This is a genomic window from Nanchangia anserum, assembly GCF_015240065.1.
GTDB classification, from domain to species: Bacteria; Actinomycetota; Actinomycetes; order Actinomycetales; family Actinomycetaceae; genus Nanchangia; species Nanchangia anserum.
Window position 1 is genome coordinate 798,131 of the sequence record NZ_CP060506.1, and the last position, 25,534, is coordinate 823,664.

General features: G+C 67.3%; 16 protein-coding genes, 1 tRNA gene and 2 pseudogenes. 11 read left to right on the forward strand and 8 right to left on the reverse strand.

Translation table 11 applies throughout. The annotated features are described in order from the left end of the window. Positions 1-2: 2 nt before the first annotated feature. Positions 3-3,005: a bifunctional [glutamine synthetase] adenylyltransferase/[glutamine synthetase]-adenylyl-L-tyrosine phosphorylase gene (locus H8R18_RS03680; RefSeq protein WP_191070774.1), complete on the forward strand. Its 3,003-nt coding sequence runs from the start codon at positions 3-5 to the stop codon at positions 3,003-3,005. Positions 3,006-3,056: 51 nt separating this feature from the next. On the opposite strand, the gene H8R18_RS03685 is transcribed toward H8R18_RS03680, so the two are convergent. Next, positions 3,057-3,767 (reverse strand): DUF4191 domain-containing protein, encoded by a 711-nt coding sequence (locus tag H8R18_RS03685; protein ID WP_191070775.1) that lies wholly within the window; start codon positions 3,765-3,767, stop codon positions 3,057-3,059. Between the two features lie 103 nt (positions 3,768-3,870). Between H8R18_RS03685 and H8R18_RS03690 the strand changes: the two genes are divergently transcribed. Then, a complete protein-coding gene (locus tag H8R18_RS03690) occupies positions 3,871-5,124 on the forward strand; it encodes a hypothetical protein (protein WP_191070776.1) in 1,254 nt (417 codons plus the stop codon). A gap of 68 nt (positions 5,125-5,192) precedes the next feature. Here H8R18_RS03690 and sucB read toward each other — a convergent pair whose 3' ends face one another. Then, positions 5,193-6,692, reverse strand: a complete 1,500-nt coding sequence (sucB, locus tag H8R18_RS03695; RefSeq protein WP_191070777.1) for a 2-oxoglutarate dehydrogenase, E2 component, dihydrolipoamide succinyltransferase — start codon at positions 6,690-6,692, stop codon at positions 5,193-5,195. 25 nt (positions 6,693-6,717) lie between these two features. After that, positions 6,718-8,088 (reverse strand): dihydrolipoyl dehydrogenase, encoded by a 1,371-nt coding sequence (gene lpdA / locus H8R18_RS03700; protein ID WP_191070778.1) that lies wholly within the window; start codon positions 8,086-8,088, stop codon positions 6,718-6,720. A gap of 203 nt (positions 8,089-8,291) precedes the next feature. Here lpdA and H8R18_RS03705 point away from each other — a divergent pair, with 203 nt between their 5' ends. Further along, positions 8,292-8,720 carry a hypothetical protein gene (locus H8R18_RS03705; protein WP_191070779.1) on the forward strand — a complete coding sequence of 143 codons (429 nt, stop codon included), beginning with the start codon at positions 8,292-8,294 and terminating at the stop codon, positions 8,718-8,720. Positions 8,721-8,724: 4 nt separating this feature from the next. On the opposite strand, the gene H8R18_RS03710 is transcribed toward H8R18_RS03705, so the two are convergent. Next, positions 8,725-9,186 carry a tRNA (cytidine(34)-2'-O)-methyltransferase gene (locus H8R18_RS03710; RefSeq protein ID WP_191070780.1) on the reverse strand — a complete coding sequence of 154 codons (462 nt, stop codon included), beginning with the start codon at positions 9,184-9,186 and terminating at the stop codon, positions 8,725-8,727. An 11-nt stretch (positions 9,187-9,197) separates the two neighbouring features. Continuing rightward, positions 9,198-9,737 (reverse strand): annotated as a pseudogene (locus H8R18_RS03715) (YbhB/YbcL family Raf kinase inhibitor-like protein). Positions 9,738-9,845: 108 nt separating this feature from the next. Here H8R18_RS03715 and H8R18_RS03720 point away from each other — a divergent pair. The 4 genes from H8R18_RS03720 to H8R18_RS03735 are packed head-to-tail and all read left to right on the forward strand — an operon-like array spanning position 9,846 to position 18,194. Further along, a complete protein-coding gene (locus H8R18_RS03720; protein WP_191070782.1) occupies positions 9,846-10,304 on the forward strand; it encodes a hypothetical protein in 459 nt (152 codons plus the stop codon). Further along, the gene (locus tag H8R18_RS03725) at positions 10,304-11,887 is read left to right on the forward strand and encodes a DNA polymerase Y family protein (RefSeq protein ID WP_191070783.1); all 1,584 of its coding nucleotides are present in this window, start codon (positions 10,304-10,306) and stop codon (positions 11,885-11,887) included. The genes H8R18_RS03720 and H8R18_RS03725 overlap by 1 nt, the downstream gene beginning before the upstream one ends. A gap of 32 nt (positions 11,888-11,919) precedes the next feature. Beyond that, the gene (locus H8R18_RS03730) at positions 11,920-15,051 is read left to right on the forward strand and encodes a DEAD/DEAH box helicase (protein ID WP_191070784.1); all 3,132 of its coding nucleotides are present in this window, start codon (positions 11,920-11,922) and stop codon (positions 15,049-15,051) included. Between the two features lie 8 nt (positions 15,052-15,059). Beyond that, complete coding sequence (locus H8R18_RS03735; protein WP_191070785.1) at positions 15,060-18,194, forward strand: error-prone DNA polymerase; 3,135 nt, start codon at positions 15,060-15,062, stop codon at positions 18,192-18,194. Positions 18,195-18,246: 52 nt separating this feature from the next. Here H8R18_RS03735 and H8R18_RS03740 read toward each other — a convergent pair. After that, positions 18,247-18,334, reverse strand: a tRNA-Leu gene (locus H8R18_RS03740). A gap of 114 nt (positions 18,335-18,448) precedes the next feature. Here H8R18_RS03740 and H8R18_RS03745 point away from each other — a divergent pair. The 4 genes from H8R18_RS03745 (at position 18,449) to H8R18_RS03760 (ending at position 20,762) form a co-directional block, all read left to right on the forward strand. Next, positions 18,449-18,952, forward strand: coding sequence for a pyrophosphohydrolase domain-containing protein (locus tag H8R18_RS03745; RefSeq protein WP_420826888.1), 504 nt, complete (start codon positions 18,449-18,451; stop codon positions 18,950-18,952). 112 nt (positions 18,953-19,064) lie between these two features. Then, complete coding sequence (locus H8R18_RS03750; RefSeq protein ID WP_191070786.1) at positions 19,065-20,159, forward strand: FAD-dependent oxidoreductase; 1,095 nt, start codon at positions 19,065-19,067, stop codon at positions 20,157-20,159. A 44-nt stretch (positions 20,160-20,203) separates the two neighbouring features. Next, positions 20,204-20,482 carry a DNA primase gene (locus tag H8R18_RS03755; RefSeq protein ID WP_191070787.1) on the forward strand — a complete coding sequence of 93 codons (279 nt, stop codon included), beginning with the start codon at positions 20,204-20,206 and terminating at the stop codon, positions 20,480-20,482. 25 nt (positions 20,483-20,507) lie between these two features. Further along, on the forward strand, positions 20,508-20,762 hold the full coding sequence (locus H8R18_RS03760; protein WP_191070788.1) for a hypothetical protein: 255 nt from the start codon (positions 20,508-20,510) through the stop codon (positions 20,760-20,762). A 288-nt stretch (positions 20,763-21,050) separates the two neighbouring features. Here the strand turns inward: H8R18_RS03760 and H8R18_RS10050 are convergent. Then, positions 21,051-23,659, reverse strand: a pseudogene (locus H8R18_RS10050) (DEAD/DEAH box helicase). Continuing rightward, on the reverse strand, positions 23,659-25,521 hold the full coding sequence (locus H8R18_RS03770) for a site-specific DNA-methyltransferase (RefSeq protein ID WP_338089213.1): 1,863 nt from the start codon (positions 25,519-25,521) through the stop codon (positions 23,659-23,661). The pseudogene H8R18_RS10050 and the gene H8R18_RS03770 overlap by 1 nt, the downstream one beginning before the upstream one ends. Positions 25,522-25,534 lie beyond the last annotated feature (13 nt).

A 25,534-nucleotide genomic window follows, 5' to 3' on the forward strand; every position in this document is an offset into this window, starting at 1 on the left:
CGATGAGCCGTCGCCTGAGCCTGAGTCAACGCCTGCGCCGCGCGGGCGTGCGCGACGTCGAACGCGTGGCCGGCTGGATCGAGGCCGGCGAGGTCGGTCTCCTCGACACGCCCGCGCGCATCGATGCTCTGGCGCACGCGGGCGATCCCGACCAGGCTGTCATCGCTCTCGCCCGTGCCCGCGAGGCCGGAATCGACGTGGCAGAATTCGACGACGCGGCAGCGCGTCGACTGATCGCACTGGTCGGTGCCTCGCGCGCCGGCGCGGACTATCTGCTCACCCACCCCGACGTCATCGAGGCGGTGCGCACCGAGGTTCCCGAGTTACCGCTCGACCTGGCCGAGGCCTATGAGGTGGCCGAGGACGCCGCAGAAGCAGTGCGCGCCGAGATGCTCGACGCGTTGGGTGCCAGCGAGGTTCGCCCGGGGGCGTGGGTTGCCAGCCGCGGCAGCGGCGACGACATCCGTTGTATCTACCGCCGCCACCTCTACACGCTGGCCGCGACCGATCTCGCCGGCGACGCCCCCCAGGCCCACGTCGGTGCCGTCAGCGCGCGACTCGCCGCATTAGCCGATGCCGCCATTGAGGCGGGGGTAGCGCTGGCCCGACGCGACGTCGACCCCGAGGCAGAGTGCGAGTTCGCCGTCATCGCATTGGGGAAGACCGGGGCGCGCGAACTGAACTATCTCTCTGACGTCGACGTCATGTACGTCGCCGAGAGCGACGGGGCCGATGCCCGGCGCGGGCGCGAGCGTGCCTCACGGCTGGCAGTTGCCGTGGCTCAGGCGGTGTCGGGGCCCGGTAGCGAGCCACCCCTATGGGAACTCGACGTCGGCCTGCGCCCCGAGGGACGCGACGGGGCGCTCGTGCGCACGCCCGCGTCCTACCTCGACTATTACCGCTCGTGGGCGAAGAACTGGGAGTTTCAGGCCCTGCTGAAGGCCCGCGTATGCGCGGGAGACCGTGAGTTGGGGCGTCGCCTCATCGAGGACGTGGCCCCGCTCGTGTGGTCGGCGTCGACGCGGCCGAATTTCGTCGACGACGCCCGGGCGATGCGTGCCCGCGTTGAGGACCATATCCCGCAGACCCAACGCGACCGCCACATCAAGCTGGGACCGGGGGGACTTCGCGATATCGAATTCTCGCTTCAGCTGCTGCAACTCGTGCACGGGCGCACCGACGAGACCGTGCGATGTCGCTCGAGCCTGGAAGCGATCGACGCGCTCGCCGCCGGTGGCTACATTGGGCGCGACAGCGCCGGCGAATTGGCCAGGTGCTATCGATTCTTGCGCGTCCTCGAACACCGGGCACAACTGGGGCGGATGCGGCGCACCCACATTGTGCCGACGAGTGAAACCGAGTTGCGGCGCATCGGGCGCAGCATGGGTGCCAGCGGCGATGCCGTGGCAGAGATACGCGAGAGGTGGCTGGCGGTTCGTGCGCGGGTGCGCGACCTCCACCACGACCTGTTTTATCGACCCCTGCTCAATATCGTCGCGCAGGCGGGGACGCAGGAGGTGGGGCTGAGCACTCGCGCCGGCGAGGAGCGCCTGCGATTCCTCGGCTATCGCGATCCCGACGGGGCGCTGCGCCACATGACGGCACTCACCGAGGGCGTGAGCCGACGAGCCGCTATTCAACGCCAGCTGATGCCCGGCATCCTCGAGTGGTTGACGACGGGTCCCGATCCCGATCAGGGCATGTTGGCGTTTCGCCGCCTCTCTGACGCGATCGGGTCGTCGCACTGGTATCTGGGGTTTTTGCGCGATTCGCGAGTCGCGGCCGCACGACTATGCCGGGTGTTGGCGACGTCGCCCTTCGTCGCCGAGCGACTCGAGCTGCATCCGGCGGCGGTCGGTTGGCTCGACGACGACGCCGAGCTCCATCCGTTGCCGCACGAGCGCCTTCACGCCGAGGTCGCGTCGCTGAGCGCTCGACACGACGCGGCCGGCGCTATCGGCGCGTTGCGCGATCTGCGCGCGCGTGAATTGCTGCGTCAGGCCATGCGCGAAGTTACCCAGGGGATCGACGAGGAACGCACTCACGAGGCGATTGCGGCAGTTAACGACGAGGTGCTGGCGGCGGCCCTTCAGGCTGCGCGCAGCGAGCTCGACCCGGATGGGCGCGTCGCCTTCGCCCTCATCGTCATGGGCAGCCAGGGTGGGCGAGAAGCATCCTACGGCTCCGACGCCGACGCCGTCGTCCTCCACGATCCCCGGAATACGGCAGACGCCGAGGCCGCCGAGATCGCGGTGAAGGTGGCGCGTCGCCTCGCCGAGCTGTGCACGACGTTCGGGCAGGCACCGGCCCTCTCCATTGACTACGACCTGCGTCCCGAGGGAAGCCGGGGTGCATTGTCACCGTCGCTGGCGGCCTATCGCGATCACTACCAGCGGTGGGGCAGCGTGTGGGAGCGCCAGGCGTTGCTGCGAGCGCGCGTCATCGCTGGTGACGACGACCTCGCCGCTGCCTGGGCCGAGATTGCCGACACCCACCGTTATGGCACGGGACTCGATGAACGCGGCCTCCGAGAAATCCGGTTGCTCAAGGCCCGCATGGAAAACGAGCGGCTCCCGCGGGGCTGCGATCCTGCCTATCACGTCAAGCTCGGTCCCGGCGGACTCAGCGACGTCGAATGGGCGGTGCAAATCCAGCAGCTCACTCACGCCCACGCCCATCCTCAGCTAGCCCATACGGGCACGCTCGCGGGCCTTCGTGGGCTCGTTGAGGCCGGGCTGGTTGACGCGGGTGACGCCGACACGCTGGCGACGTCATGGAAGCTTGCCAGCCGTATCCGCGCGGCAAACGCCCTGGCCCACCGGGCGATTTCCGCTCGCAAGCTCAACGTCATCGCGACCCAGCCGGGCGACCTCGTCACTGCCGGACGTCTGCTCGGATATCCCCACGGCCACGAGCAGGACGTCCAGGAAGACTATCGACGGGCGGCGCGCCGCGCCCGCGTCGTTGCCCACCGCCTCATTTACGGCATCGACGAGGCCGAATAAGCTCTCGCCCCGCCGACCGGTGAGGCAGGCGGGGCGAGACAGGCGCACAAACTAGCGACCGCGGAACATTCGGCGGTTGATCTTCGCCCGCGACGGGTCGACGCTGCGCGGAATCGACTGGGTGCGCATCCGCAGCGACTCCAGGCGTTTGGCGACGAGCGGAACGTCGTCCTTCGCGATCGACTTCGGCAGCTTACGCAGCGTGCGCATGAGATCCTTGAGGGCAACCTGCCCCTCGCCATGCCCGACCTGGATTGTGTGAACGGGCACCGACTGGGCAACCCGGCGGCACTTGCGTTCCTCCTCACCCAGCAGGGAAGCGGCGCGCTGTGCGGGAGCCTCGGAAATGAGGACGATGCCCGGGCGACCGACGAGGCGCCACACGAGATCCTGCTTCCGGTTCATCGCGACGGGCTCGGACTCGATCGACCAGCCGCGCTTAATCTGCGACAGCACCCACTGCACAGCACCCTGGGTGCCATCGATTTGGCGATACATCGCCTGGGTGAGCAGACGCGTCAGCAATATCGTATCGATGAACGCACCCGCGGTGAGGGCGACGACGACCCACCCGATCGTCGCCAGCAGCGGAGACGAGGTCGCGAGACACACGACGATGGCGAGGACCACCAACACAAGCGGGATGAGAGCAAGAACCCAACCCACCCACGGATAGGTGCGTTTCGTGACGCGGAACGCGTCTTGAAGATTGTGGTACCAGCGCCGCTTCGCCGGAGTCTGGGAGGTGAGATCGTTAGCCATGATTCCTCAGTCTAACCCAGCACGCCGGCGCGTCGTGCCGCCGTTATCCACAGATGCGTGAGCGGTCACCACGTGCCGCGTTTCCTGTGGTGGTGTAGGAAACATGGAGATCGACGGCTATGAGTTAGTGGCACCGCTGGGCCGCTCTCAGGCGGGCACCGTCTGGAGGGTCCGCGACGGGAGCGGGCGCGCGTGGGCGGCGAAACTCGTGCGCGCCGACGCCGGGGAGCGGGCCGATCGCTTTGCCCGGGGCAGGTTATGCGGGATCGTCGCCATTGCCCCGGCAGACCTTGGACGCGTCGGGGTCATCTCGAAGATCCGCGAGGGCGACGATCTCGGCGTGCTTGCGCGAGACGAGAGCTGGCGTGGCGATCACGCCCGTTCCGCGATTCACAAGGTCGCCTGCCAGCTCGCTCGCATTCACGCAGCCGGACTCGCCCACGGCGACGTGTCGGCCGCGAACATCCACGCCACGCGCAGCGGGGTGGCCCTCATCGACCCGTTGCTCGACGAGGCCGAACCGACGCCGCACTATCGCGCGCCCGAGCGCGCCGTCAGCCTCGCCGCCGATGTCTACGCCCTGGGAATCCTCGCGCGTGACCTCGGCGTGAGCGCGCCGATCCTCACTCGGGCCTGCGACGCCGATCCCACGAAACGCCCCGCGGCTCGCCACATCGCCCGCGCGCTTGCTGACGTCGATACGCCGGTGCGCACGCGTCGGCCCGAGGACACTCCCGCGCCGCCACCGCAGTCCCATGATCCCATCCGTGCGGAACTCACCCGCCCGCCCACCCAGCGCACCCAGCCGGTGCGCTCGGCTGAGGCTCGACGACGCCAGGCTCGCGGGCGAAACCGGCGCGGCCTCCTCGCCACGGTCATCGGCATCGCCCTCATCGGTGCCGGCGCCGCCACCCTCCTGTGGCCCTCCTCTTCACAGGCGACCCCCGCGGCCGCCGAAAAGACGACGCAGCAGGCAGCCACACGCGATGTGCTCGCGGATCACGTGCGCGCGCTCATCACCGATCGCGACGCCGCCCTGGCGCGCGGCAACCGCGAGAAGCTCGCGGCGCTGACCGCTCCCGACTCGCCGGCGCGCGCCGAGGACGATGCCCTGGCCGATGCCCTCGCGGCCGCCGACATCAGGCTCGAGGGATTGGCGACGAAGGTCGGTGAGGTCGTTCGCGAACCCGACGCGCCAGACGGCGGCGTCGTCGTCAGCGTGCACGTACAACAACAGGCCTACCGCCGCTGCCAGGGCTCCACGTGCGAGGACGTTCCCGCACAACCGGGGCGCACCGTGCGAATCACCCTGACCGGCGAGAGGGGCGCCGTCAGGTCCATCGACGCCAGCGGATAGCAGCTGGCAACGACATCGGCGGGGCCACCGTGTCGGTGACCCCGCCGAGACGAGAGAAGATCGGGGACTTAGAGGCCGAGCTCGGCCGCGAAGTCGCCATCCTCCAGACGCTTCTTCACGCTCGTCAGGTAGCGAGCCGCATCAGCGCCGTCGATCAGCCGGTGGTCGTAGCTCAGCGCGAGGTAGCACATCGAGCGGATGGCGATCGAATCGTTGCCGTCGGCGTCCTTAATGACGGCCGGCCGCTTGACGATCGTGCCCAGACCGAGGATCGCTTCCTCGGGGTAGTTCACGACCGGGGTGTCGAACAGGGCGCCACGCGATCCCGTGTTCGTGATCGTGAACGTCGACCCCGTGAGCTTGGACGGATCGATCTTGCCGCTGCGGGTCTCCTCGGCCAGCTCGTTGACCTTCTTCGCGATCCCCGCGATCGTCAGGTCGCCGGCGTCGCGGATGACGGGAACCATGAGGCCGCGGTCGGTGTCGACGGCGATACCCACGTGTTCCTCGGCGAAGTACGTGACCTGCTTGTCCTCGACGCGCGAGTTGATCTTCGGGTGCGCCTTGAGCGCCTCGGTCGCCGCCTTGATGAAGAACGGCAGGAACGACAGCTTCGTGCCCTCGCGCTTGGCGAAGGAGTCCTTGGCGCGAGCGCGCAGCGCGGCGATCCGGGTGACGTCGACCTCGACGACCGTCGTCAGCTGGGCGGTCGAGTTCAGCGACGTCATCATGCGATCGGCGATGACCTGGCGCATGCGCGACATCTTCTCGGTCTTGCCACGCAGCTTCGTGTCTTCCTCGACGGCCGGGGCAGCCGGAGCCGACGCGGCGGCGGGGGCCTCGGGGGCAGCGGCACGCTCGGCCGCGGCGAGGACATCCTGCTTGCGGATGCGGCCACCCTGACCGGTGCCCGTCACCTGGGAGAGGTCAACACCCTTGTCCTTCGCCAGCTTGCGCACGAGCGGAGTCACGTAGAGGGCGCCCGAACCCGTGTCCGCCGAGGCCGGGGCAGCGGGGGCCTTCGGGGCCTCGGGCGGAGCGACCTGACCCTGCGCGGTCTGCGTGCCGGGGTAGCCCGAACCGACCTGCGGGTAGGCCCACGAGACGACCGAGTGGCCGTCGTCCTGAGACACCGAGGAGGGAATGGATTCGCCGGGCAGCTCGGGGGCCGGGGGAGCAGCCGGAATCGACTCTTCCTTCTTCTCGTCCTTGTCCTCAGCTTCTGCCGGGACCTTCTCGGCCTCGTCGTCCTTCGCCTCGTCCTCGGCCTCTTCTTCGGCGGGGGCCTCGTCGGCCGAGTCCTCGCTGTCGCCGCTATCGCCGGCTTCGGATGCGTCGCCGATGACGCAGATGGGAGCGCCGACATCGACGGTGTCGTCTTCTTCGGCCAGCAGCTCAAGGATGACACCGGCGACGGGGGCCGGAACCTCGGAGTCGACCTTGTCGGTCGCGACCTCGACGATCGGCTGGTCGGCCTCGACCTCTTCGCCGACCTCAACGAGCCATTGCGAAATCGTACCTTCGGTCACCGATTCGCCCAGGGCGGGCATTTCGACTTTCGTAGACATAGTGGGTTGTGTCTCCTCTAGCTATCTAGTTGTGAAGCGGCTTACCCGCGAGGGCCATGGCGGCCTCGCCGATCGATTCGTTTTGGGTCGGGTGGGCGTGGATGAGCGCAGCCACGTCTTCCGCGTAGGCCTCCCAGTTGACCATGAGCTGGCCCTCGCCGATCTGCTCACCCATGCGCTTGCCCAGCGCGTGGAAGCCGACGATGGGGCCGTCGGCGACGCTGACGAGCTTGACGAGGCCACCCGTGCCGAGAATCTGCGACTTGCCGTTGCCGGCGAGGTTGAAGACCTGCGTCTTGACCTTGTCCTTGCCGTATTCCTCTTCGGCCTGGGCCTGGGTGAGGCCGACCGAGGCGATCTCGGGGTTGCAGAACGTCACGCGCGGGATGTTGGCCTCGATGAGCGGGGCCGGGTTGAGGCCCGCGAGCTTCTCGGCCAGGTAGATGCCCTGGGCGAATCCGCGGTGGGCCAGCTGTAGGCCCGGAACGATGTCGCCGACGGCGTAGACGCCCTCGCACGAGGTCTGGAGGTTCTCGTCGACCGGCACGAAGCCGCGGTCGAGCTTCACCCCGGCCTCCTCGAAGCCCATGTCCTGGGTGCGCGGGCCGCGCCCGACGGCGACGAGCAGGAGGTCGGCGTCGATGACGTCGCCCTTGTCGGTTTCGACGTGAACGCCCGAGTCGTCCTGGGTGACGCCCTTGAACATCGTCTTCGTCTTAAAGGCGATCTTGCGAGCCTTGAACTGCTTCTCGAGCCCCTTGGCGATATCGATGTCCTCGTTGTTCACCAGGTGGGGCAGGCCCTCGATGATGGTGACCTCGGCACCCAGGGACGCCCACAGCGAGGCGAACTCGACACCGATGACGCCCCCGCCGAGGATCGCGGCGCGACGCGGCACCCACGTGAGCTGAAGCGCCTGCTCGGACGTGATGACGCGGCCCTCAATCGGCAGGTTCGGCAGCGACTTCGAATACGAACCCGTCGCCAACACGACCGACTCGCCCGTGATTTTTTGGCCGTCGACCTCGACTGTGTGGTTGTCGACGAGACGACCCCAGCCGGTGATGACGTCGATCTTGCGCGAGGCAATGAGTCCTTGCAGACCCTTGTGCAGCTGGTCGATCGTCTTTTGGCGGTACGAGCCGACGACCTCGAGGTCGACGCCGTCGTAGCTGGCAAAAATGCCGAGCTTCTCGGCGTCCTTGATTTCCTCGACCGCCTCGGCCACGTGCAACATCGCCTTCGTCGGAATGCAGCCGCGGTGCAGGCAGGTGCCGCCAACCTTATCGCCTTCGATGAGGGCCACCTTCTTGCCCAACTGGGCGGACCGAAGGGCCACGGCGTAGCCGCCACTGCCTGCTCCGAGGACAACGACGTCGTACGAGGTGCTGGACATGTGCGCTCCTTAAGAATCGCCAAACACGGTGCGGACGGGATGGCCCGCAAGCTGTCTCCATTGTGTCACTAAAAAGCGGCCAGCGGCGAGCGGGCGACAGACTAAAGTCCCCACCCGACGTGGCGTTCGCCATAGGGGAGAGAAGATCGCGGGCGCGGCTTAGAATAGGTCCTCGCCTAAGCCGTAGCAGTGAGGAGACAACCGTGAGCGAGGACGTGAACGCGTCGACGATCGACACCAGGCCGCCGGCCCTAGGTGCGGCCCGCGTCCTCATGGGGATCCTCGTCATCTTCGCCGCGTGGTCAACGATCGCGGCGGGAAGCCGCCTCGTCGACCAGGCGAGCGTCGGCAACGCCCTCGACGTCATCACCGGCCTCGTGTGGTGCCTCGTCGCAGCCGGCATCATTCACAACGGTCGGCGGATGCGTGCCCTCGCCGTCACCGGGTTGCTCCTCCACGCGGTCGGTCTCGTCGTGGCTGCGGCAGCCGAAACCGCCGAGGCCGACTGGGTGCGCGAGTGGTTGATCTGGCGCGGGGGCGGGGCCCACTACTGGTGGATTCCCGCAATCCTGCTCGTCGTGGCGGCGTGGTGGATGATCGTTTCGGATCCGCGTCGCCTCGCCGGACGCTGAGCGGCTAGGTCAGCCCGGGGAACCCGCACTGACGCAGCGCCTCGTAAGTCGCGATCGAGGCGGCGATCGTGAGATTGAGTGAGCGCCGCTGTGGCGTCATGGGGATGCGCACCTGCTCGGTGATGCGCGCATCGGCCAGCACCTCGGCCGGCAACCCCGTGGGTTCCGGGCCAAACAGCAGGCCGTCGCCGTCGCGATAGGACACGTCCGTGTGCCACGTCGTGGCGTGGCCGGTGAAGGCGTAGAGACTGCCTTCGATCTCGGCCACGGCCTCGTCGAGATTCGGGTGGACCTTCACGTGAGCGAGGTCGTGATAGTCCAGCCCCGCCCGCTTCAATCGCGTGTCGTCCATGACGAAGCCCAGTGGCTCGATGAGGTGAAGCATCGATCCCGTGCAGGCCGACAGGCGAATGGCAGCGCCGGAATTGCCCGGGATACACGGGGCGTAATACAGCAGGTGAAGCACGGGCAGGAAGTCTACCCCGCGTCCTCGGGCGTGCGATACATCCCCGTCACCGTCGCGATTGCGAGGGTGTGGAAGAGCGCCTGGAAAGACACAGCGGTGGGGCGGGTGTCGTGATCGACGTCAAGGGAGTCGACGTCGAGCGCGTGGACGGCAAAGATGTAGCGGTGTGCCCGGTCTCCCGCGGGCGGCGGGCACCGAAGAAATTGCGCTGCCCCGTGTCGTTCGGGCAGTGGAAGCCTCCGCTCAGCTCCGCGTCTGAGGCTCCCGCACCCGCCGCGAGCTCGGCGACGCTGCCCGGCACGTTAGCCGCACACCAGTGCCAAAACCCCGCTGGGGTCGGCGCATCGGGATCAAAACATGTCACCAGAAACGAGCGCGTGCCGTCCGGGAAACCCGACCACGACAGCTGCGGGGAACGCGAGCCGCCCTGCGCCGTCGCCGACGTCCAACGCCCCATCGTCGACCATGTCCGTCGACGTCAGCGTGAAGGAGGGGAAGTGAGGCAGCAGGTCGTAGGGGTTGGGGGCGAGTGGGCGGGCAGAGAGATCCATCGGTCCTCCTCGGCAAGACGGCGGTGTCGTTACCGACACTGTAGCCGGAAACGTGGCCGGCGGCTAAGGGTGGGCGCAGCAGCTGCGGCGCGCGCTAGTATCGAACGTATGTTCGAGAGTGTGGAGGGGGTCCCCGCGCGCCTGGACCGGGCACGGCGCGCGCTCGCGGTAGCGGAGAAACGCGTGGGAATCCGTGGGTCGCGCCCGCGTGCGGGAGGCGTCATTCGCTGCCCGGCACGCCGGGTCGACCTGTACGAGGCGATGGCGCGCGCCATGGGGACTTACGGGTGGGCCGGCGTCGTCGCGCTGCCCGATGTCGGGTGGTTGGCGGCGGCTCAGCACGGAGTCGACCTCGATCGAGTGCTCTACGTCCCGCGCACGTTCGGCAGCGACGTCGCCATCTTGACGGCCCTCGTCGACGCGTGCGCCGTCGTCGTCGCCGGCAGCACGCGCGTGGAACCGATGAGCGCGCGCACGTTGGCAGCGCGGGCCCACGCCCGCGGCTGCACGGTGATCGCGCTGGGGGCGTGGCCAGGCGCGCGCGAGCGCGCGGTGGAGGTGGGGTAATGGCGCAGCGCCGATTAGTCGTCTGGGTCGCCCACTGGGCCCTACAGATCGCGCAGGCCGGATATCCGCCCGACGCCCCGGCGGCTCTGGCCAGCGGGCAGACCATCCTGGACGTCTCGCCCGTGGCTCGGCGCGCCGGAGTGCGCCCACGCATGCGCGTTCGCCAGGCGCGCGCGATTCTCCCGCACCTCGCGTTACTCCCGCCCGATCCCGATCGATCGCAGCGAGCCTTCGATCGGGTTCTCCACGCCCTCCACGAGCTGCGTTGGGACGTCAGCGCGTGGCGGCCAGGCCTGGCCGTTGCGCCGCTGGGGAGACTGAGCAGTGACGCCGACGAGGAGCAACTGATGGAACAGGCCGGTGAGGTCATCGCCTACCACACGGGAGCCGACGCCAGCGTCGGGATCGCCGACGGCACCCTCGCCGGGATCGTCGCCGCCCACCGTGGCCTCAGAGTCGCCCCCGACGAACAGGCGGCTTTCCTCGCCCCGCTGCCGACAACCTGGCTGCCCCTCGTCTACGAGGCCGGCCCGCATCGGCGCGACGTCGCCGAGTTTGTCGATCAGCTGCGCCAGCTTGGAATCCGCCAGCTCGGCGACATCCGCCGCCTGCCCGCCGGGTCGCTTGCCGCGCGCTTTGGCGCAGCCGGCGAACTCGTCACCCTTCTCGCTCGCGGAGAGGACTGGCCGTTGCACGGGCGGGCGTGTGGTGACGACGACGTCGCCCGCACGCGCGAGTGCGACCCGCCGCTGCGTGACAGCGGACAGGTCGTCTTCCTCGCCAAACACCTTGCCGACGACCTGCTCGATGACCTCAGCCAGCGCGGCCTCACCCTCACCCGCCTGCGCATCACCTGCACGTTTGGCCTCGGCGAGCACCGCGCTCGCACGTGGGTGCTCGATCCGCCCCCGCGCAGCCGCGACATCGTCACCCGGGTGCGCTGGCACGTCGACGAGTGGCTGGGCGAGGCCGGCGCCGTCACGGGCGGGGTCCACGCCCTCACCCTGACGGCGCTCGCCGTCCTGCCCCTGGCCGAACTCACCCCGAGCTTGTGGGGCGACGAACGCTCCGTCCTCCACACCCGCCGCGCCCACGCCGCCGCCACCCACATCACCCGACTGGTCGGCAGCGACGGGGTGACCCGGCTCCACCGCCAAGGCGGTTTCGATCCGCGCTCGCGGGTGCGGCCGCACCCCTGGGATGCGCCACCGCCCCCGCTGGCACCCGAGGATGCGCCCTGGCGCGGCGCAGTGTGCACCCCGGCCCCGACGCTGCTGTGGGATACCCCGCGCGGGGTCGGGGTGCGCGATGGTGCCGGGAACCCCGTGACGATTGACGAGGATGGCGAGTTGAGTGCGCCCCCGGCGGTTCTCGATCGCTCGATTGGGGCAAGCTGCCCCATCGGTGAGGCCTATGGGCCCTACCCGGTTAACGGGGCGTGGTGGCGAGGCCACGGCGACGCCGATACGTTTCGGGCCTACCTCATCGTTCGCTGCGAAGGCGATGCGCTGCTGCTCGTCTATCGGCAGGGTCGGTGGTGGCATGAGGGCACCTATGAGGATTCGATCGCGGTGCTACGCTGAAAATTTGGCCGGACGACACGGAAAGGACAGCGATGGCAGCCTCGATCGACGTGGTGCTTCGGGCGCTAAGCGACGACGAGATCCGCGCCTTCTTGGGCCCGGCCAGCTACCTGCGCGCCGACCGCCTCGTCCGCGCGGGTGCGCTCACCCGGGTCTCACACGCGGCCGAGGGCGTCGACGGGCAGGTCCACGATGCCGCGACGGGCGTGACCTACACGGTGTCGCTGCGCGCACATGGGGCGACGCTAGAGGAGCTCGAAGCCCGGTGCACGTGCGCGCTCGGTCCGCGCTGTGTCCACATGCTCGCCCTCATCCTTCAGGTGCGCGATCACGCGCGCGAAGCGGGCATCGGCTGGCGCGAACACCTGGGCGGCCTCGTCACCGCCGACACCGATCGTGCCCCGCTGGGCCTCGGCCTTGACTATGCCGATTCGCGTGAGGTCACGATCTACCCGCTCCGCCGGACGAGGCGCGGAGAGTGGACCCGCGCGCGGGTCAGCTGGAAGGACCTGGCGTCGGGATGGGAATCGGTGACCGGCGATCTGCGTTCGCGCCACGTCACCGTCATGAAGGGGATCGTCGACCTGGCGACCTCGCGCAATCGCGCGGGCGAGATCACCCTGGCATCCCTGCGCGACCACGCCCTCACCCAGCTCCTCATTGCCCATTCGGCCGGCGTCGCCCTCATCGACCAGGTCAGTGGCCGCCAGATCAGGCTCGCCGAGGCCTCGGCCCACCCGGTCATCGACATCCGCGCCGAAGGCGACGACCTGCGGGCAGACCCCGCAATCCGCATTGGCGAGCAGGTTCTGCACCGCGACGAGTGGATTATCGGCGGGACTCACGCGCTGTGGCTGCTGCGGCTCAACCCGCCGGCCCTCCACGCCCTCACGACGACCCTCACCCCGGCGGCGCGACGCTGGTGGGGCCGCCCCGATCCCGTGACGATCCCCGCCGCCGACATCGGCGAATTTGCCCTCACCCTGGCTCCGATCCTCACCGACGATCTCCCGCTCACCTCCACCGATCGATCGTGGACGCCGCCCGAAGCTGCCGACCTCGTCCTCGAGGGGTACGTGACAACCCTGGGGGAGAGCCTGGGCATCACGTGGACGTGCCGCAAAGGCGACCACCGCGCTGCCTGGAACACCTACGCCGGAAGCGACCTGCTCGCCCTCACCCAGGACATCGCCGACGTCTACGCCCGGACGGGAATCGAGGACGCCGCTTCGCCACTGGCCTATCGCTGGTCGCCCGATGATCTCCCCACCCTCGTGGGAACACTGGTTCCCGCACTGGCCAGCCTCGATCACGTCACCGTGAGCGTCGACCCCGTCCTGGCCGGGCGCGTCCTCACCGGCACTCCCCACATCGCCGTCACGCTGAGTGCCGGGCAGCGCCGCGACTGGCTCGGACTCTCCGCCCGTGTAAACATCTGCGGCCACGACCTCGCCCTGCGTGACGTCATCCTCGCCCTCAGTCACGGCCAGAGCCACCTTGAGGTCACCCCCGGGGTGTGGGTCGACATCACCGATCCCGACCTGTGCGCCATCGCCCAGGCGCTGCGCGGCGCCGCCGATATCACCGACCGACCCGGCGCGGACGTTTCTGTCACCACCTACGACGCCGAGGTGCTGGCACAGCTGCGCGACCACAGCGACACCTTCGAGGCCCCCCGGGAATTCCTCGACCGCCTGGCCCACATCGAACGCGGCCCCGGCACCTTCGAGATGCCCCCGGCGCCCGGCCTCACCCTGCGCTCCTACCAGCAAGACGGCGCCGCGTGGTGCCACTGGCTGTTCACGTGCGGACTCGGCGGGATCCTCGCCGACGACATGGGGCTGGGCAAAACCGTTCAGGTCCTCACCGCGATCGCGGCCGATCGCCTCGCGCATCCCGATCGCGGCCCGGTCCTCGTCGTCGCCCCGACGTCGGTGGCCACGACGTGGATCAGCGAGGCCGCCCGGTTCTATCCCGATCTCGTCGTCACCCGGCGTGACGGCACCCGCGCCACGCGCGCAGACACGGTCGGCGACCAGGCCGGCGGCTGCGACATTCTCGTCACCTCGTATCACCTGTTGCGCCTCGAGATCGACGACTACGCCGAGATCTCCTGGGGCGGATGCGTCCTCGACGAGGCACAGGCCGTGAAGAACCCCGCATCGCGCACCCACCGCGCGATCCGCCGCCTCGACTGCGCCTGGCGGTTGGCGGTGAGCGGGACGCCGGTCGAAAACTCGGTCATGGACCTGTGGGCCATCTACGCCCTCGTCGCGCCGGGCCTGTTGCCTCCGCGCACCCGCTTCATCGCCCGCTACCGCCGCCCCATCGAGGCCGACGGCAACCGCGAGGCGGCCGAGGAGCTGAAACGCCGCTACCGACCCTTCCTGTGTCGGCGTACGAAAGAGCAGGTGGCCGCCGATCTGCCGGCGAAGAGCGAACAGGTCGTCACCCTCGAGCTAGGTGAGGGCCACCGCCGCATCTACGACGCCTACCTCGCTCGCGAACGCCAGCGCATGCTCGGCCTCATCGACGACGTCGACGCCAATCGCATGGGCATCCTGCGCGCCCTGACGAAGCTCCGCCTCCTCAGCCTCGATCCCGCGCTGGTCGACGGGGTCGGGCAGGCGGAATCGGCAAAAACCGATTACCTCATCTCCCGCATCGGCGAGCTGCGCGCCGCGGGCCACTGCGCGCTCGTGTTCAGCCAGTTCACCAGCTATCTCGCCCGCGTGCGCGAACGCCTGGACGCCGAGGGGATCGCGCACGCCTATCTCGACGGGGCCACCCGCGACCGCGAGGGGGAGATCGCCCGATGGCGCGCAGGCGAGGCCGGCGTCTTCCTCATCAGCATTAAGGCCGGCGGCTTCGGGCTAACCCTGACCGAGGCCGACTACGTGTTTGTGCTCGACCCCTGGTGGAACCCCGCCGTGGAAGCCCAGGCCGTCGACCGCGCGCACCGCATCGGGCAAACGCGCCCCGTCACCGTCTATCGCCTCCTGGCAGCTGACACCGTCGAAACCCAGGTCGCCGCGCTCGCGGAGTCGAAACGCCAGCTGTACGACCGCGTGATCGGCCAGGGAGGAATGGCCTCGTTCGACAGCGCGCAGCTGCGCGACCTCATCGCCGCTTCCTTCGGCGCGGGGCGGCCTGCCTCCCTATAATCGAACGTATGTTCGATATAGGTGGGTATGCCGAGCTGCACGCGCGTTCGGCCTACAGCTTTGGCGAGGGCGTCGACCAGCCCGCCGACCTCGTCAGCGAGGCCGCGCGACTGGGACTCACCGGCCTGGCCATCACCGATCGCGACGGCCTCTACGCCACGGTTCAAGCCCACCGCGCAGCCCGCGACCTGCCCCTCGCCCTCATCCACGGCGCCGAGCTCACCCTCGCCGACGGCACCCGGCTGCCGATCCTCGCCCGCACCGCCGCCGGATACGCGCGACTGTCACGAACGATCTCGCGACACAACCTCGCAGCTGGCAGCCGAGCAACGCCCGCGCACGACCTCACCGACCTCGCCGATGCTGCCACCGACTGGCTCGTTCTCACCGGCGACGACACGGGACCGCTGCGCACGTGCCTCGCCCGATCAGGTCCCGACGCGGCCGCCCGCTGGCTCGACCACGCCATCGCGTGCTTCGGGGCCGAGGCCGTGGCCGTCGAAACCTGCCTCACGGGATCGCCGGGCGAGGCGGGGCTAGCCGACGCGCTCGCGGATCTGGCCGATTCCCGTCGCCTGCCCCTCGTCGCGACGACGGGAGCGCGCTGCGCGAACGCCGCGGGTCAGCACCTGGCCGATGTCGTTGAGGCGCGGCGGATGCGGGTGAGCCTGGAGGAGGCGTGGGGGAGATTGCCCACCCGCCATGCCCGGCTGCGCTCGCCCGAGCAGATGGCTCGCCTCCACAACCGCCACCCGCGCGCGGTGGCGACAAGCGTCGAGATCGCTCGCGAGTGCGCGTTCGGCCTCGACCTCATCGCTCCCGAGCTGCCCCGCCCGGATGTCCCCGACGCGCACACGCCGCACAGTTGGCTGAGCGAACTCACGTGGCGAGGGGTCCGGCGCCGCTACGGTGACGACGCCGATTCTGCCGCCGTGCGCGATCAGATCACCCGCGAACTCGCCCTCATCGGTGAGCTGGGATTTTCCGGGTACTTCCTCATCGTTCACGAGATCGTCGAATTCTGCCGCGCCCAGGGAATCCTCACGCAGGGGCGCGGGTCGGCGGCGAACTCCGCCGTGTGCTACGCCTTAGGGATCACCGCGGTCGACGCCGTGCGCCACAAACTTCACTTCGAGCGGTTCCTCTCGCCCGGGCGCGTCGGCATGCCCGACATCGACCTGGACATCGAGGCGAATCGGCGCGAGGACGTCATCGCTCACGTCTACGCCCGTTACGGGCGCGAGCAGGCCGCGCAGGTGGGGACGGTCATCAGCTATCGCCCGCGTTCGGCGCTGCGCGACGTCGCCCGGGTCATGGGGTATGACGAGGGCACGGCCGAGGGGTGGATGCGGCAGAGCTTCGGGGGCATCGATCGCGATCCCTTTGATTCCCCGACCATTCCCCGCCCGGTCGCCGACGTGGCGCGCCGCCTCCAGCGCCTGCCCCGCCACATGGGCATCCACTCGGGCGGGATGGTGTTGTGCGACCGTCCGGTTATCGACGTGTGCCCGGTGACGTGGGCGAACACCCCGGGACGCAGCGTCTTGCAGTGGGACAAAGACGATTGCGCCGACGCCGGCCTCGTCAAATTCGACCTGCTGGGCCTGGGGATGCTCACCGCGCTGCGCCTGGCCTTCACGTCTCTGACGCAGCGCTCGGTGGCACCGCCGCGCGGAACCACGTGGGACATGGCCAGCCTGAACCCCGAGGACGACGGCGTGTTCGACCTGCTTCAGCGCGCCGACACGGTCGGTGTCTTCCAGGTTGAATCGCGAGCCCAAATGTCGGTGTTGCCCCGCCTGAAACCGCAGACGTTCTACGACATCGTCATCGCCGTGGCCCTCGTGCGCCCCGGCCCCATTCAGGGCCAGGCGGTCAATCCCTATCTGCGCAGGCGCCGCGGGCGCGAGGCTGTGACCTATCCGCACCCGCTGACGAAACGCGCCCTCGAGAAGACGCTCGGGGTCGCCCTCTTCCAGGAACAGCTCATGCAGTTGGCCGAGGACGCCGCCGGTTTCAGTCCCTCCCAGGCCGACGAGCTGCGCAAGGCCATGGGGGCAAAACGCTCGGCCCAGCGGATGGCGGCCCTCAAACCCGCGCTGTTCGCCGGCATGGCCGAGCGGGGAATCGATGAGGCGGGTGCCGAACAGATCTGGCGTCAACTCCAGGGGTTCGCCGATTTTGGTTTCCCCGAATCCCACGCGTTTTCCTTCGCCGGCATCGTCTACGCCTCGGCGTGGCTGAAAGTCCACTATCCCGAGGACTTTTATGCCGCCGTGCTCGCCGCCCAACCGCTGGGGTTTTATTCCCCGCTGACCCTCGTCGAGGACGCCCGCAGGCACGGCGTGCGCGTGCACCCTGCCGATGTGAATTACTCACAGGTCGACGCGTGCGTCGAGGCCGATCCCGAGTCCCCGTCCGGGTTGGCCGTGCGGCTGGGACTCGCGCCCCTGAAAGGCCTCGGCAAGGAGCGCGCCCGGATAATCGTCGAGGCCCGTGCGACGCGGCCCTACGCCAGCATGGAGGACGTGGCCACACGCACGAGGCTGCCGGTGGTCGCATTGGAGACGCTTGCCGAAAGCGGCGCGATGGCGAGCCTAAACATCACCCGGCGCGCGGGAATGTGGGCCGCCGGGGGAGTGGCCCAGTCGGCCCCCACGCGCCACGGCTGGGTGCAGGAGGTCCTGCCCGAGACGGCCCCCGGCGCGACCGCCCCGCCGCTTGTCGAGATGAGCGCGCGCGAGGACATGATCGCCGATATCCGCACCGGCGGGGTCTCGCACAGCGGATTCCCCACCGCGTTCATTCGCGACGACCTACATGCTCGCGGTATCCGTCCTCTCAGCGCCGTCACCACCCACCGCTGTGGCGAGCGCGTCACCATTGCCGGGATCATCACGCATCGCCAGCGGCCCCACACGGCCGTGGGCACGACGTTCCTGTCGCTCCAAGACGAGACCGGCCTCGTCAACGTCGTGTGTTCTGCGGGAATGTGGGAGCGCTTTCGTCCCGTGGTGACGACCGCTCCGGCGGTGGTTATTCGTGGCCGCGTCGAGCGTGGCGATGGGGCGCGCTCGGTCGTTGCCGAATACGCCGAGCCGCTTGAGGTGTCCGCCGCCGCGCCGGCCCGCAATTACCGGTGAGCACGTGGGAATAGCGAAAGGCCCCGGTGGTCTGCCGGGGCCTTTCGTGCTGTGCGCGGAAGGGGACTTGAACCCCTACGACCGTTTAATTGGTCACTAGCACCTCAAGCTAGCGCGTCTACCAATTCCGCCACCCGCGCTGGGCAACGATGAAGACATTAGCACGCGGCAATCGCGGCTGCAAAATCGGCTCACGCGCCGTCAAGGGACGCGTACGGTAGGCGGGGTAATCCGTTCGCAACAGGGGAGTACACGTGACCGCTTCCATTCAGCCGAGCCAGCCGGATCCGCGCGATCCCGAAGCTCTGGTTCGCCAGTTTCACGACACCTATGCCATGCCGATCTCGACCGCCCCGGCCAGTGTCGACTATGAGCGCGTCCACATGAGGCTCGGCCTCATCCTCGAAGAGGTCGGCGAACTCGTCGGTGCGGTCTACGGCACGCGGGCCGCTGCCGCCCTCGACGAGGTGGCGTCGCGGTTGCGCGAGTACGACGAGGGGGAACGCGACGTCGTTGAAGCGGCCGACGCACTGGCCGACCTCACCTACGTCGTCTACGGCATGGCCTTGGAGTCGGGAATTTCCCTGCCACGCGTCCTCGCTGAGGTCCAGGCCTCGAACATGTCGAAGCTTGACGAAAACGGTCGCCCGATCTATCGCGAAGACGGCAAGGTCCTCAAAGGTCCCGGGTTCTTCCCGCCCAACGTGGCCCGAGCCCTCGAGCAACCTCTCGACGCGTCCGCGCCCACTGACGCGTGAGGACCTCTTATAGTAATCTCGACTACTAAAACAGCCCGGATCTCCTCACTGTGCCCCGCGCGATGAGGAGAATCGGTGTGAGACGTCGACGCGGGAGAGAACCGGAGACATCATGGCGAAGGTTGTAGTGATTGGCGGTGGCTACGGCGGCATTACGGTTGCCGGTGGCCTGGACGATGTGGCGGACGTGACGCTGGTCGAGCAGAAGGATCAGTTCGTCCACCACGCGGCCGCCCTGCGCGCGACGGTCGATTCCGTATGGGGACACACGATCTTCATGCCGTACACGCGCTTGCTGACCCGCGGCCAGGTCGTTCACGGCCCTGCCATGTCGGTCGAGGGTACGACGGTTCACGTCGCCGGTCACGACCCGATCGAGGCCGATTACCTCGTCCTCGCCACGGGCACGACCTACCCATATCCGGCCAAGCACCTCGTCTCGCAGTCGGCCGTCGCCAAGGCTCGTCTGGACGTCACCCGCGAGGCGCTGGGGCGCGCCCGGCGCGTGCTCCTCGTCGGCGCGGGCACGGTCGGTGTCGAATTCGCCGGTGAGCTGAGCGCGACGTTCCCCGAGCTCGAGATCGTCATGGTCGACAAGGCCGACACGATCCTCGGAACCGCGGGCTATAAGGACGAGCTGCGCCAGACGATCACCAAGCAGCTGGAGGACCGCGGGGTCGAATTGGTCCTCGGCTCGCCTCTGGCTTACGTCCCGCCGACGGATGTCGGCACCCTGTCGCCGTTCCAGGTGGCCACGGTCGACGGCCGCTCGATCGACGCCGACATGTGGTTCCTCTGCTACGGCTCACAGACCGCCAGCGGGTACCTGGGCCGCTCCTACGCCGAGCAGCTGCGCCCCAACGGCAAGGTGCGCGTCACCGAGCACATGCGCGTCGTGGGATGCGACAACGTCTACGCCGTCGGCGACATCACCGACGTTCCCGAGTCGAAGCGCGCGGACGCGGCGCGTGCCCACGCACGCGTCGTCATCGCGAACATTCGCGACCAGCTCGTCGGGCGCGAACCGTCGACGACGTACGCCCCCGGCAAGGAATGGGTCATTCTTCCCCTCGGTCCCGAGGGCGGCGCGTCCCAGCTGGTTGAGCCCAATGGCCAGACCCGCATCGTCGGCCCCGAGGAGACGGCCGAGATCAAGGGCACCGACCTCATGGTGTCGATGATCCGCGGTCAGCTGCACCTGCCGTAACTTATTTCCCCATCGCGACGACTATTACCCGGAGGGAGACACTCATGGCTAAGGATCCCCGCGCAGCGCTCGACCACCTCATCGCGGTGCTGGAAAAGCATTATGCGGCTGCCACGACGTCCAAAGATCCCGACGCCGATGACGTCGTCGACAGCGAGACCGCGTTGCAGGACGCGTTCTTCGCCTACGATCAGGCGCTCTTCAAGGCCGTCGGGGTCGAGCTGCCCTTCGACATCGTCGATGACGAAGACGACGAGGACGACGACGGGGTCTTTGACGACGACGATTACGAGTTCGGCGACGACGAGGACGACGACTACTAGGTCGTAGAGCGCTCGGGGTGTCGGGATGTCATTTGTCATCAGCCTCATCGCCAACCTTGTCGGCGCGTTTTTTGCTGGAGTGCAGTTTGCTCGCCTGGGTGCCAAGCTCACGAAGAGTGGGGATAGGGATCGAGACCTGTCGCTGACGTTCGCGTCTGCGCTATTGGCGTTCACGATCCCGTTCTTCGCTCCGGTATCGAATAATCTGGGCGCGTCGGTTTCGCTGTTTATCTCTCTTGCGGCGATTACGACGCTTGTGGCGAGCCGCTGCACGAAGTAGCCGGCATCGGCCGGTGGTGACGCAGCACCACATTAATAACTTGGGACAAGCCGCGTGAGGGGACGGAAATAGGGCAGGAGGTGCGGCGTGCGCACGTATCGCTTATCACCATCTGAGATAATCGTGGTCGCGATTTTGGGCGCTGTGGGGATGATTACCCTTGCCTGCGCGTTCAGTAACCCCCTATGGTTGGTCGGTTCGATCGCGTGTATATGTGGATTGGTCGCAGTGCTAGTCGCCAATCATCGACGCGACCAGCGCTGAGCATATGAGTGACGGCAGTCTCCGCTATAGCGCGTTGCTGACCGGGTTCGAGAACGCCTTGAGGTCGTTCCACGAATCGGCTCGCTCCGTGTCCTTTTCGTAAGCGATGAGGTAGCCCCACTTTTGACCGGCGTAGGCCTCCTCGGCAACGAGGCGACGCACCAGGGCTTCGGCGGCTTTACGCTTGGCCTGGACGGTGGCATCGTCGCGCCCGCGCTCTGACTTGCCCTCGATGATCCAGTGCACCCCGTCGGTGTCGAGGGCGACGAAATCCGGAAAATAGCGGTCTTTCGCGGTGTAGTAGATAAACCCGCTCTTGCGGGAGTGGAGGCGATGCCACCACACGATGTTGGGGGAGGTGTTGAGGAGGCGGGCCAGCGCGTACTCGCCGCTGTAGGAGTCGAACGACTCCTCGGCATACAGCGACTTGAACCAGCCGCGATAGACGCGCCGGGCAACAAAATCCGCGGGCGTCTGGATCTGGTCATAAATCTGTTCGCCCAGCGGCAGCGTATAAGCGCCGCCCGGCATCGCCGTGGGGCGAATGCTTGGCACCTCGCGGGTTGCCCGCAGCGCCTCGTTAATGTAGGTGCGAACGAGCTTTTCGAGTTCATTACGCGCTGACGCCAGTGACTTAACAGTCCATCCGGAAAAGGGGACGGCCTGCATGAATTTCGGCACGAGGAATGCCCTGACATAATGAGCCGTTCTATCGGTCTTCGGCACCACGGGCCATGTTCAGGACGAGCGTGACAAGCTCTCGGTGTGCGTCATCCGCCTCGACCGGGAGCGAGCCGACCTCCGCGCTCTCGCGGTCCTCAGTCCGCAGCTTCTTGCCCAGTGCCGCAATGATCTCTTTGCGCAACAACACGTCCCCGGCGGAGGTGACCCGGTGGGCGGCCCGCTCCACCGCGTCGTCGTCGATCTCGGATAGCTCAATCGGCGGCTGGACGCTCGTCACCGTCGTGGTGGGAAACATGTAGGTGACGTCTGCGAACTCCGGGTTGCGCTCGATTGTTGGGAAGTCCCAGGTCTGCTCGGTCTCGTCACAGGGCTGCGGTGTCGGGATTGTGCGAATCTCGATGCCGGGACCTGGGCTCCCACCGCCCGAAATCGGCACGCTTCCCGGTCGCGCGACCGGTGCCGGTGGGACGGTCTCGCTGCCGAGGCCAGCTGTCTCGTCGACGCTGCGGGGGTTCTCGTGGCGCTCATCGACTGGTTGCGCTTGCTCGCCCGTCCCGATGGGGGATGGAGACGTCGCACCCGCGGCCCTGCGGATTGCCTCGTCCACGCGTGTCTTGTCCGTCTCGGCAACGGCATCTTCGAGGCCGAATTGTTGGAGGACGTTTTCGGCGTTCAACAGTTCCTCGAAGGACTGGTGGGCGATGATGTCGAGCTGGTCGATCTGCCCGACCCCGGTGTAGCGCCCGAACGGCAACCGCAGGCCGCGGCCCATGGTCTGCTGGGTCAGCACCTCTGACGCCATTGCCCGCAGCGTGACGACGACGGCAATGTTCTTGACGTCCCAGCCCTCTTTGAGCTTGTTGACGCTGACAACGGCGCGAACAGAGGAGTCGGGGTGATCGAGCTCGTCGAGGCGTCGTTGAGTTACCTCGTCCTCGTGCTTGGAGTCCACCTGCAACACGGCGTCGTCGCGCCCGAAATATTCCGGCGTGCGCAACAGATCGGCGACCTGCGTTGCGTGGTCGACATCGGCGCACACGACGAATGCGACGGCGGTGACTTGGGCGCGGTTCTGGTTGGCGGCGTAGGCGTCGTAGTGCGCCTGCTTGATCTCGCGAAGCTGCAACGCGTCGCGCAACTGCTGCTCCTCCGGGTTTTCAGATGTGCCGTAGCCATCCTTGCGGAAGGCGAGCACCGGCGCCTTGACGTATTTGTCGCGGATCGCCTGATACAGCGGATATTCGTAGATGACGTGATCGGTCTTCTTGTTCACCGACGCCGTCAGCCCAATGGCCGCCGCGGGATCCAGCTCCTTGAGAGCCGCGTGGAACGCCACTGCCGTGGAGCCGTAGAGGTGAGACTCGTCGGCGATGACAACGAGGTCATGGAGGTTCTTCAGGTAGTCGAACAACACCCCGGCGTTCTCATCGAAGCGACGCGGCTTGCGGCGTATCGCGTCCTGGCTGGTGCCGAGCGTGTCGCCCTCAACCGACTTCGGGGCGATGAGCTGCTGGATGTTGAAGATGAAGGTGAGCATCGGCACCTCGCGCCCAAACGACAGGTGGTCTGCTCCGTTTTGGCGGGCGATCCACGCCGAGTAGTCCTGCGGGGTCACCACCTGCGGTGGCACGGGGGAGCCGGCGATGTAGCGCGGCGAGCCGGGCGTGAAGTTCTGCACCGTCTTGGCCTGGACAGTCTTTGCCGGGCGTGACGATGACGACGTTGCCCACGCCTTGGCGGCGCAGATACTCGATGAACGCCGCCATCAGGTAGGTCTTGCCGACGCCCGTAGCCAGGTTGAGCACCTGCATGACGCCGGGGTCGTAGTCACCGTCGAGGGTAAAGATCAGCTGCCGCAGCGCCTCCTTGTTCGGGGCACGCAGGTCGAATTCGGCGCTGATCGACTCGAGCATCTCCGAATCGAAACCGATGCTGAGCTTGGCTGTCATTACTGGTCACCACCTTGCGTGTAGCGGAACACGTCATCGGGTATGGCTACCACCCGTGAGCCCTTCACGGCCTGGCGTAGGTGGTGGCGCACGCCGTCCATGACGGCCGTTGCGGCCAGGACGATCGTCTCGCCTGGTTGGATTTCCGAGGCCAGCGAGTCGACAATGTCAGTCGTTGCGATGCCGTCAACGACCTTCAGCAGGGCATTGCCGCGTCGGCCGTCGAAGAGGTAGTCATCGTCGGGGTGCGACAGCGTGAATCCGAGGTTCGCGGCGACCGAGGCGACCAGGGCGTCGCCGGTTGCGTCAGCAGTCAGCAGCACCCGGTCGAGCGCGGGGTCGTAGTCGAAACACGCGGGCGACAGGTGCGCGATCTGGAAGCCGCCCCCGCCGCGCCAGTTGATGACGTCCGCGCCGCGGGCGGTTTTCGCCGCGGCCTTGAGGGCTTTGACGCGCGGGTCCTTCTTGGCCTCGGGGTCGTTGGTGATGAGCTTGTTGAGCACCCGGGTGAAGGCCGCGGCGTCATCGGGACTTACGCCGGCGGGCAGTTCGACGCCCGCGGCGGCGACGCGCTCGCCCTTCGTACGAGTGATCCCGCCGGGATCTTCATCGTTGATGACCTTCTCGAGGCGCGGGCGGGTAAACGTCATAAACGTGGACTCCAGCAGTTCGCACGTCACCCAGCGCCGTCCCATTTTCTGGGCGACGGCCGCCGTCGTGCCGGAACCCGCGAAGACGTCGAGGACGATGTCGCCAGGGTCCGACCCGATGTGAATGATCCGTTCGAGGAGCCGCTCGGGCTTGGGCGTAGAAAACGCCGTGGTGCCGGGGAAGAGGGCCTGGATCTCTTTCTTCGCCCCATCGGTGTGCCCAACCTCTTCGTGCAGCCACAGATTCTCGGGCGTACGCCCTGCTGCTTCTGCGGCGTAGATTTTTCGACCAAAGGACGTATCTTTGACGTAGAACTCGGGCCAATCGCCCTCCGCTATCCTCGCTAGAGTTTGCTCGTGAGCAGCCGCAACCTGATCAGGTGGAATCCGTAGATCGCAGACATCGTCACGAAGCTCGGATAGGGAAAGTCCGCTGTGCTTTGCACGCAGCTCAAGATCAGGGGCGACAAGTTCGTAGGAGGCATATTCCTTAAGAGCGGCAAGAACACGCTGTTGCTTGAATCTCCACTGGGCCCCGCGCGCCGGATAGACAAGTTCTCCCGTTAGTGGATGCTCAATCCCGAACAACGCGGGAACCTGTCGTTTCCCAGATAGGTTGTTCGGAGCTGACACATCGCCACTCTTCCATACACCACACCTCGAGCCATCAGGATTGGAGTAGCGCGCATTCATCTCAGCTGTACGAGGAAGTCGATTCACCCCAAACGATTCAGACTTGCCATAGACAATAATCTGGTCTGTTCGCTCGGACAGACCCTTTGCGTCGTTGCGAGGTGAATAAGTCTTCTCCCACGACACCTCACCAATAAAATTGACGGCGCCGAAAACCTCGTCCATGAGAAGTCGCATCCGGTGGTTCTCGACGTGATCCAAATGCACCCAAATGCTGCCGTCCTCGGCGAGCAGGTTTTTGAGATGCAGCAGCCGGTCGCGCATCATCGTTAGCCAGATCGAATGCTCGAGGTTGTCCTCGTAGTGGGCAAACGTCTGCGCGGTGTTAAACGGCGGGTCGATGTAGACGAGCTTGACCTTGCCGACGTATTTTTCGGCTAGCTCGGGAACGCGGGTGAGGGCTTCGAGAACATCCCCCGACTCACCCAGGATCAGCAGGTTATCGTTTTGAGGCTCCAGATCGGCGCGCTCAGAATAGACAACTCCGTCCTGCTTGGGAGTTCCCCCCCCCCTACGTATTCATCCATGACCA

Excerpts from the sequence above, each read along its gene's own strand:
- H8R18_RS03680 (WP_191070774.1), top strand. The coding sequence starts at position 3 with ATGAGCCGTCGCCTGAGCCTGAGTCAACGCCTGCGCCGCGCGGGCGTG.
- sucB (WP_191070777.1), bottom strand. The coding sequence starts at position 6,692 with ATGTCTACGAAAGTCGAAATGCCCGCCCTGGGCGAATCGGTGACCGAA.
- H8R18_RS03730 (WP_191070784.1), top strand. The coding sequence starts at position 11,920 with ATGGCAGCCTCGATCGACGTGGTGCTTCGGGCGCTAAGCGACGACGAG.
- H8R18_RS03750 (WP_191070786.1), top strand. The coding sequence starts at position 19,065 with ATGGCGAAGGTTGTAGTGATTGGCGGTGGCTACGGCGGCATTACGGTT.
- H8R18_RS03760 (WP_191070788.1), top strand. The coding sequence starts at position 20,508 with ATGTCATTTGTCATCAGCCTCATCGCCAACCTTGTCGGCGCGTTTTTT.
- H8R18_RS03725 (WP_191070783.1), top strand. The coding sequence starts at position 10,304 with ATGGCGCAGCGCCGATTAGTCGTCTGGGTCGCCCACTGGGCCCTACAG.
- H8R18_RS03690 (WP_191070776.1), top strand. The coding sequence starts at position 3,871 with ATGGAGATCGACGGCTATGAGTTAGTGGCACCGCTGGGCCGCTCTCAG.
- H8R18_RS03720 (WP_191070782.1), top strand. The coding sequence starts at position 9,846 with ATGTTCGAGAGTGTGGAGGGGGTCCCCGCGCGCCTGGACCGGGCACGG.
- lpdA (WP_191070778.1), bottom strand. The coding sequence starts at position 8,088 with ATGTCCAGCACCTCGTACGACGTCGTTGTCCTCGGAGCAGGCAGTGGC.
- H8R18_RS03755 (WP_191070787.1), top strand. The coding sequence starts at position 20,204 with ATGGCTAAGGATCCCCGCGCAGCGCTCGACCACCTCATCGCGGTGCTG.
- H8R18_RS03685 (WP_191070775.1), bottom strand. The coding sequence starts at position 3,767 with ATGGCTAACGATCTCACCTCCCAGACTCCGGCGAAGCGGCGCTGGTAC.
- H8R18_RS03735 (WP_191070785.1), top strand. The coding sequence starts at position 15,060 with ATGTTCGATATAGGTGGGTATGCCGAGCTGCACGCGCGTTCGGCCTAC.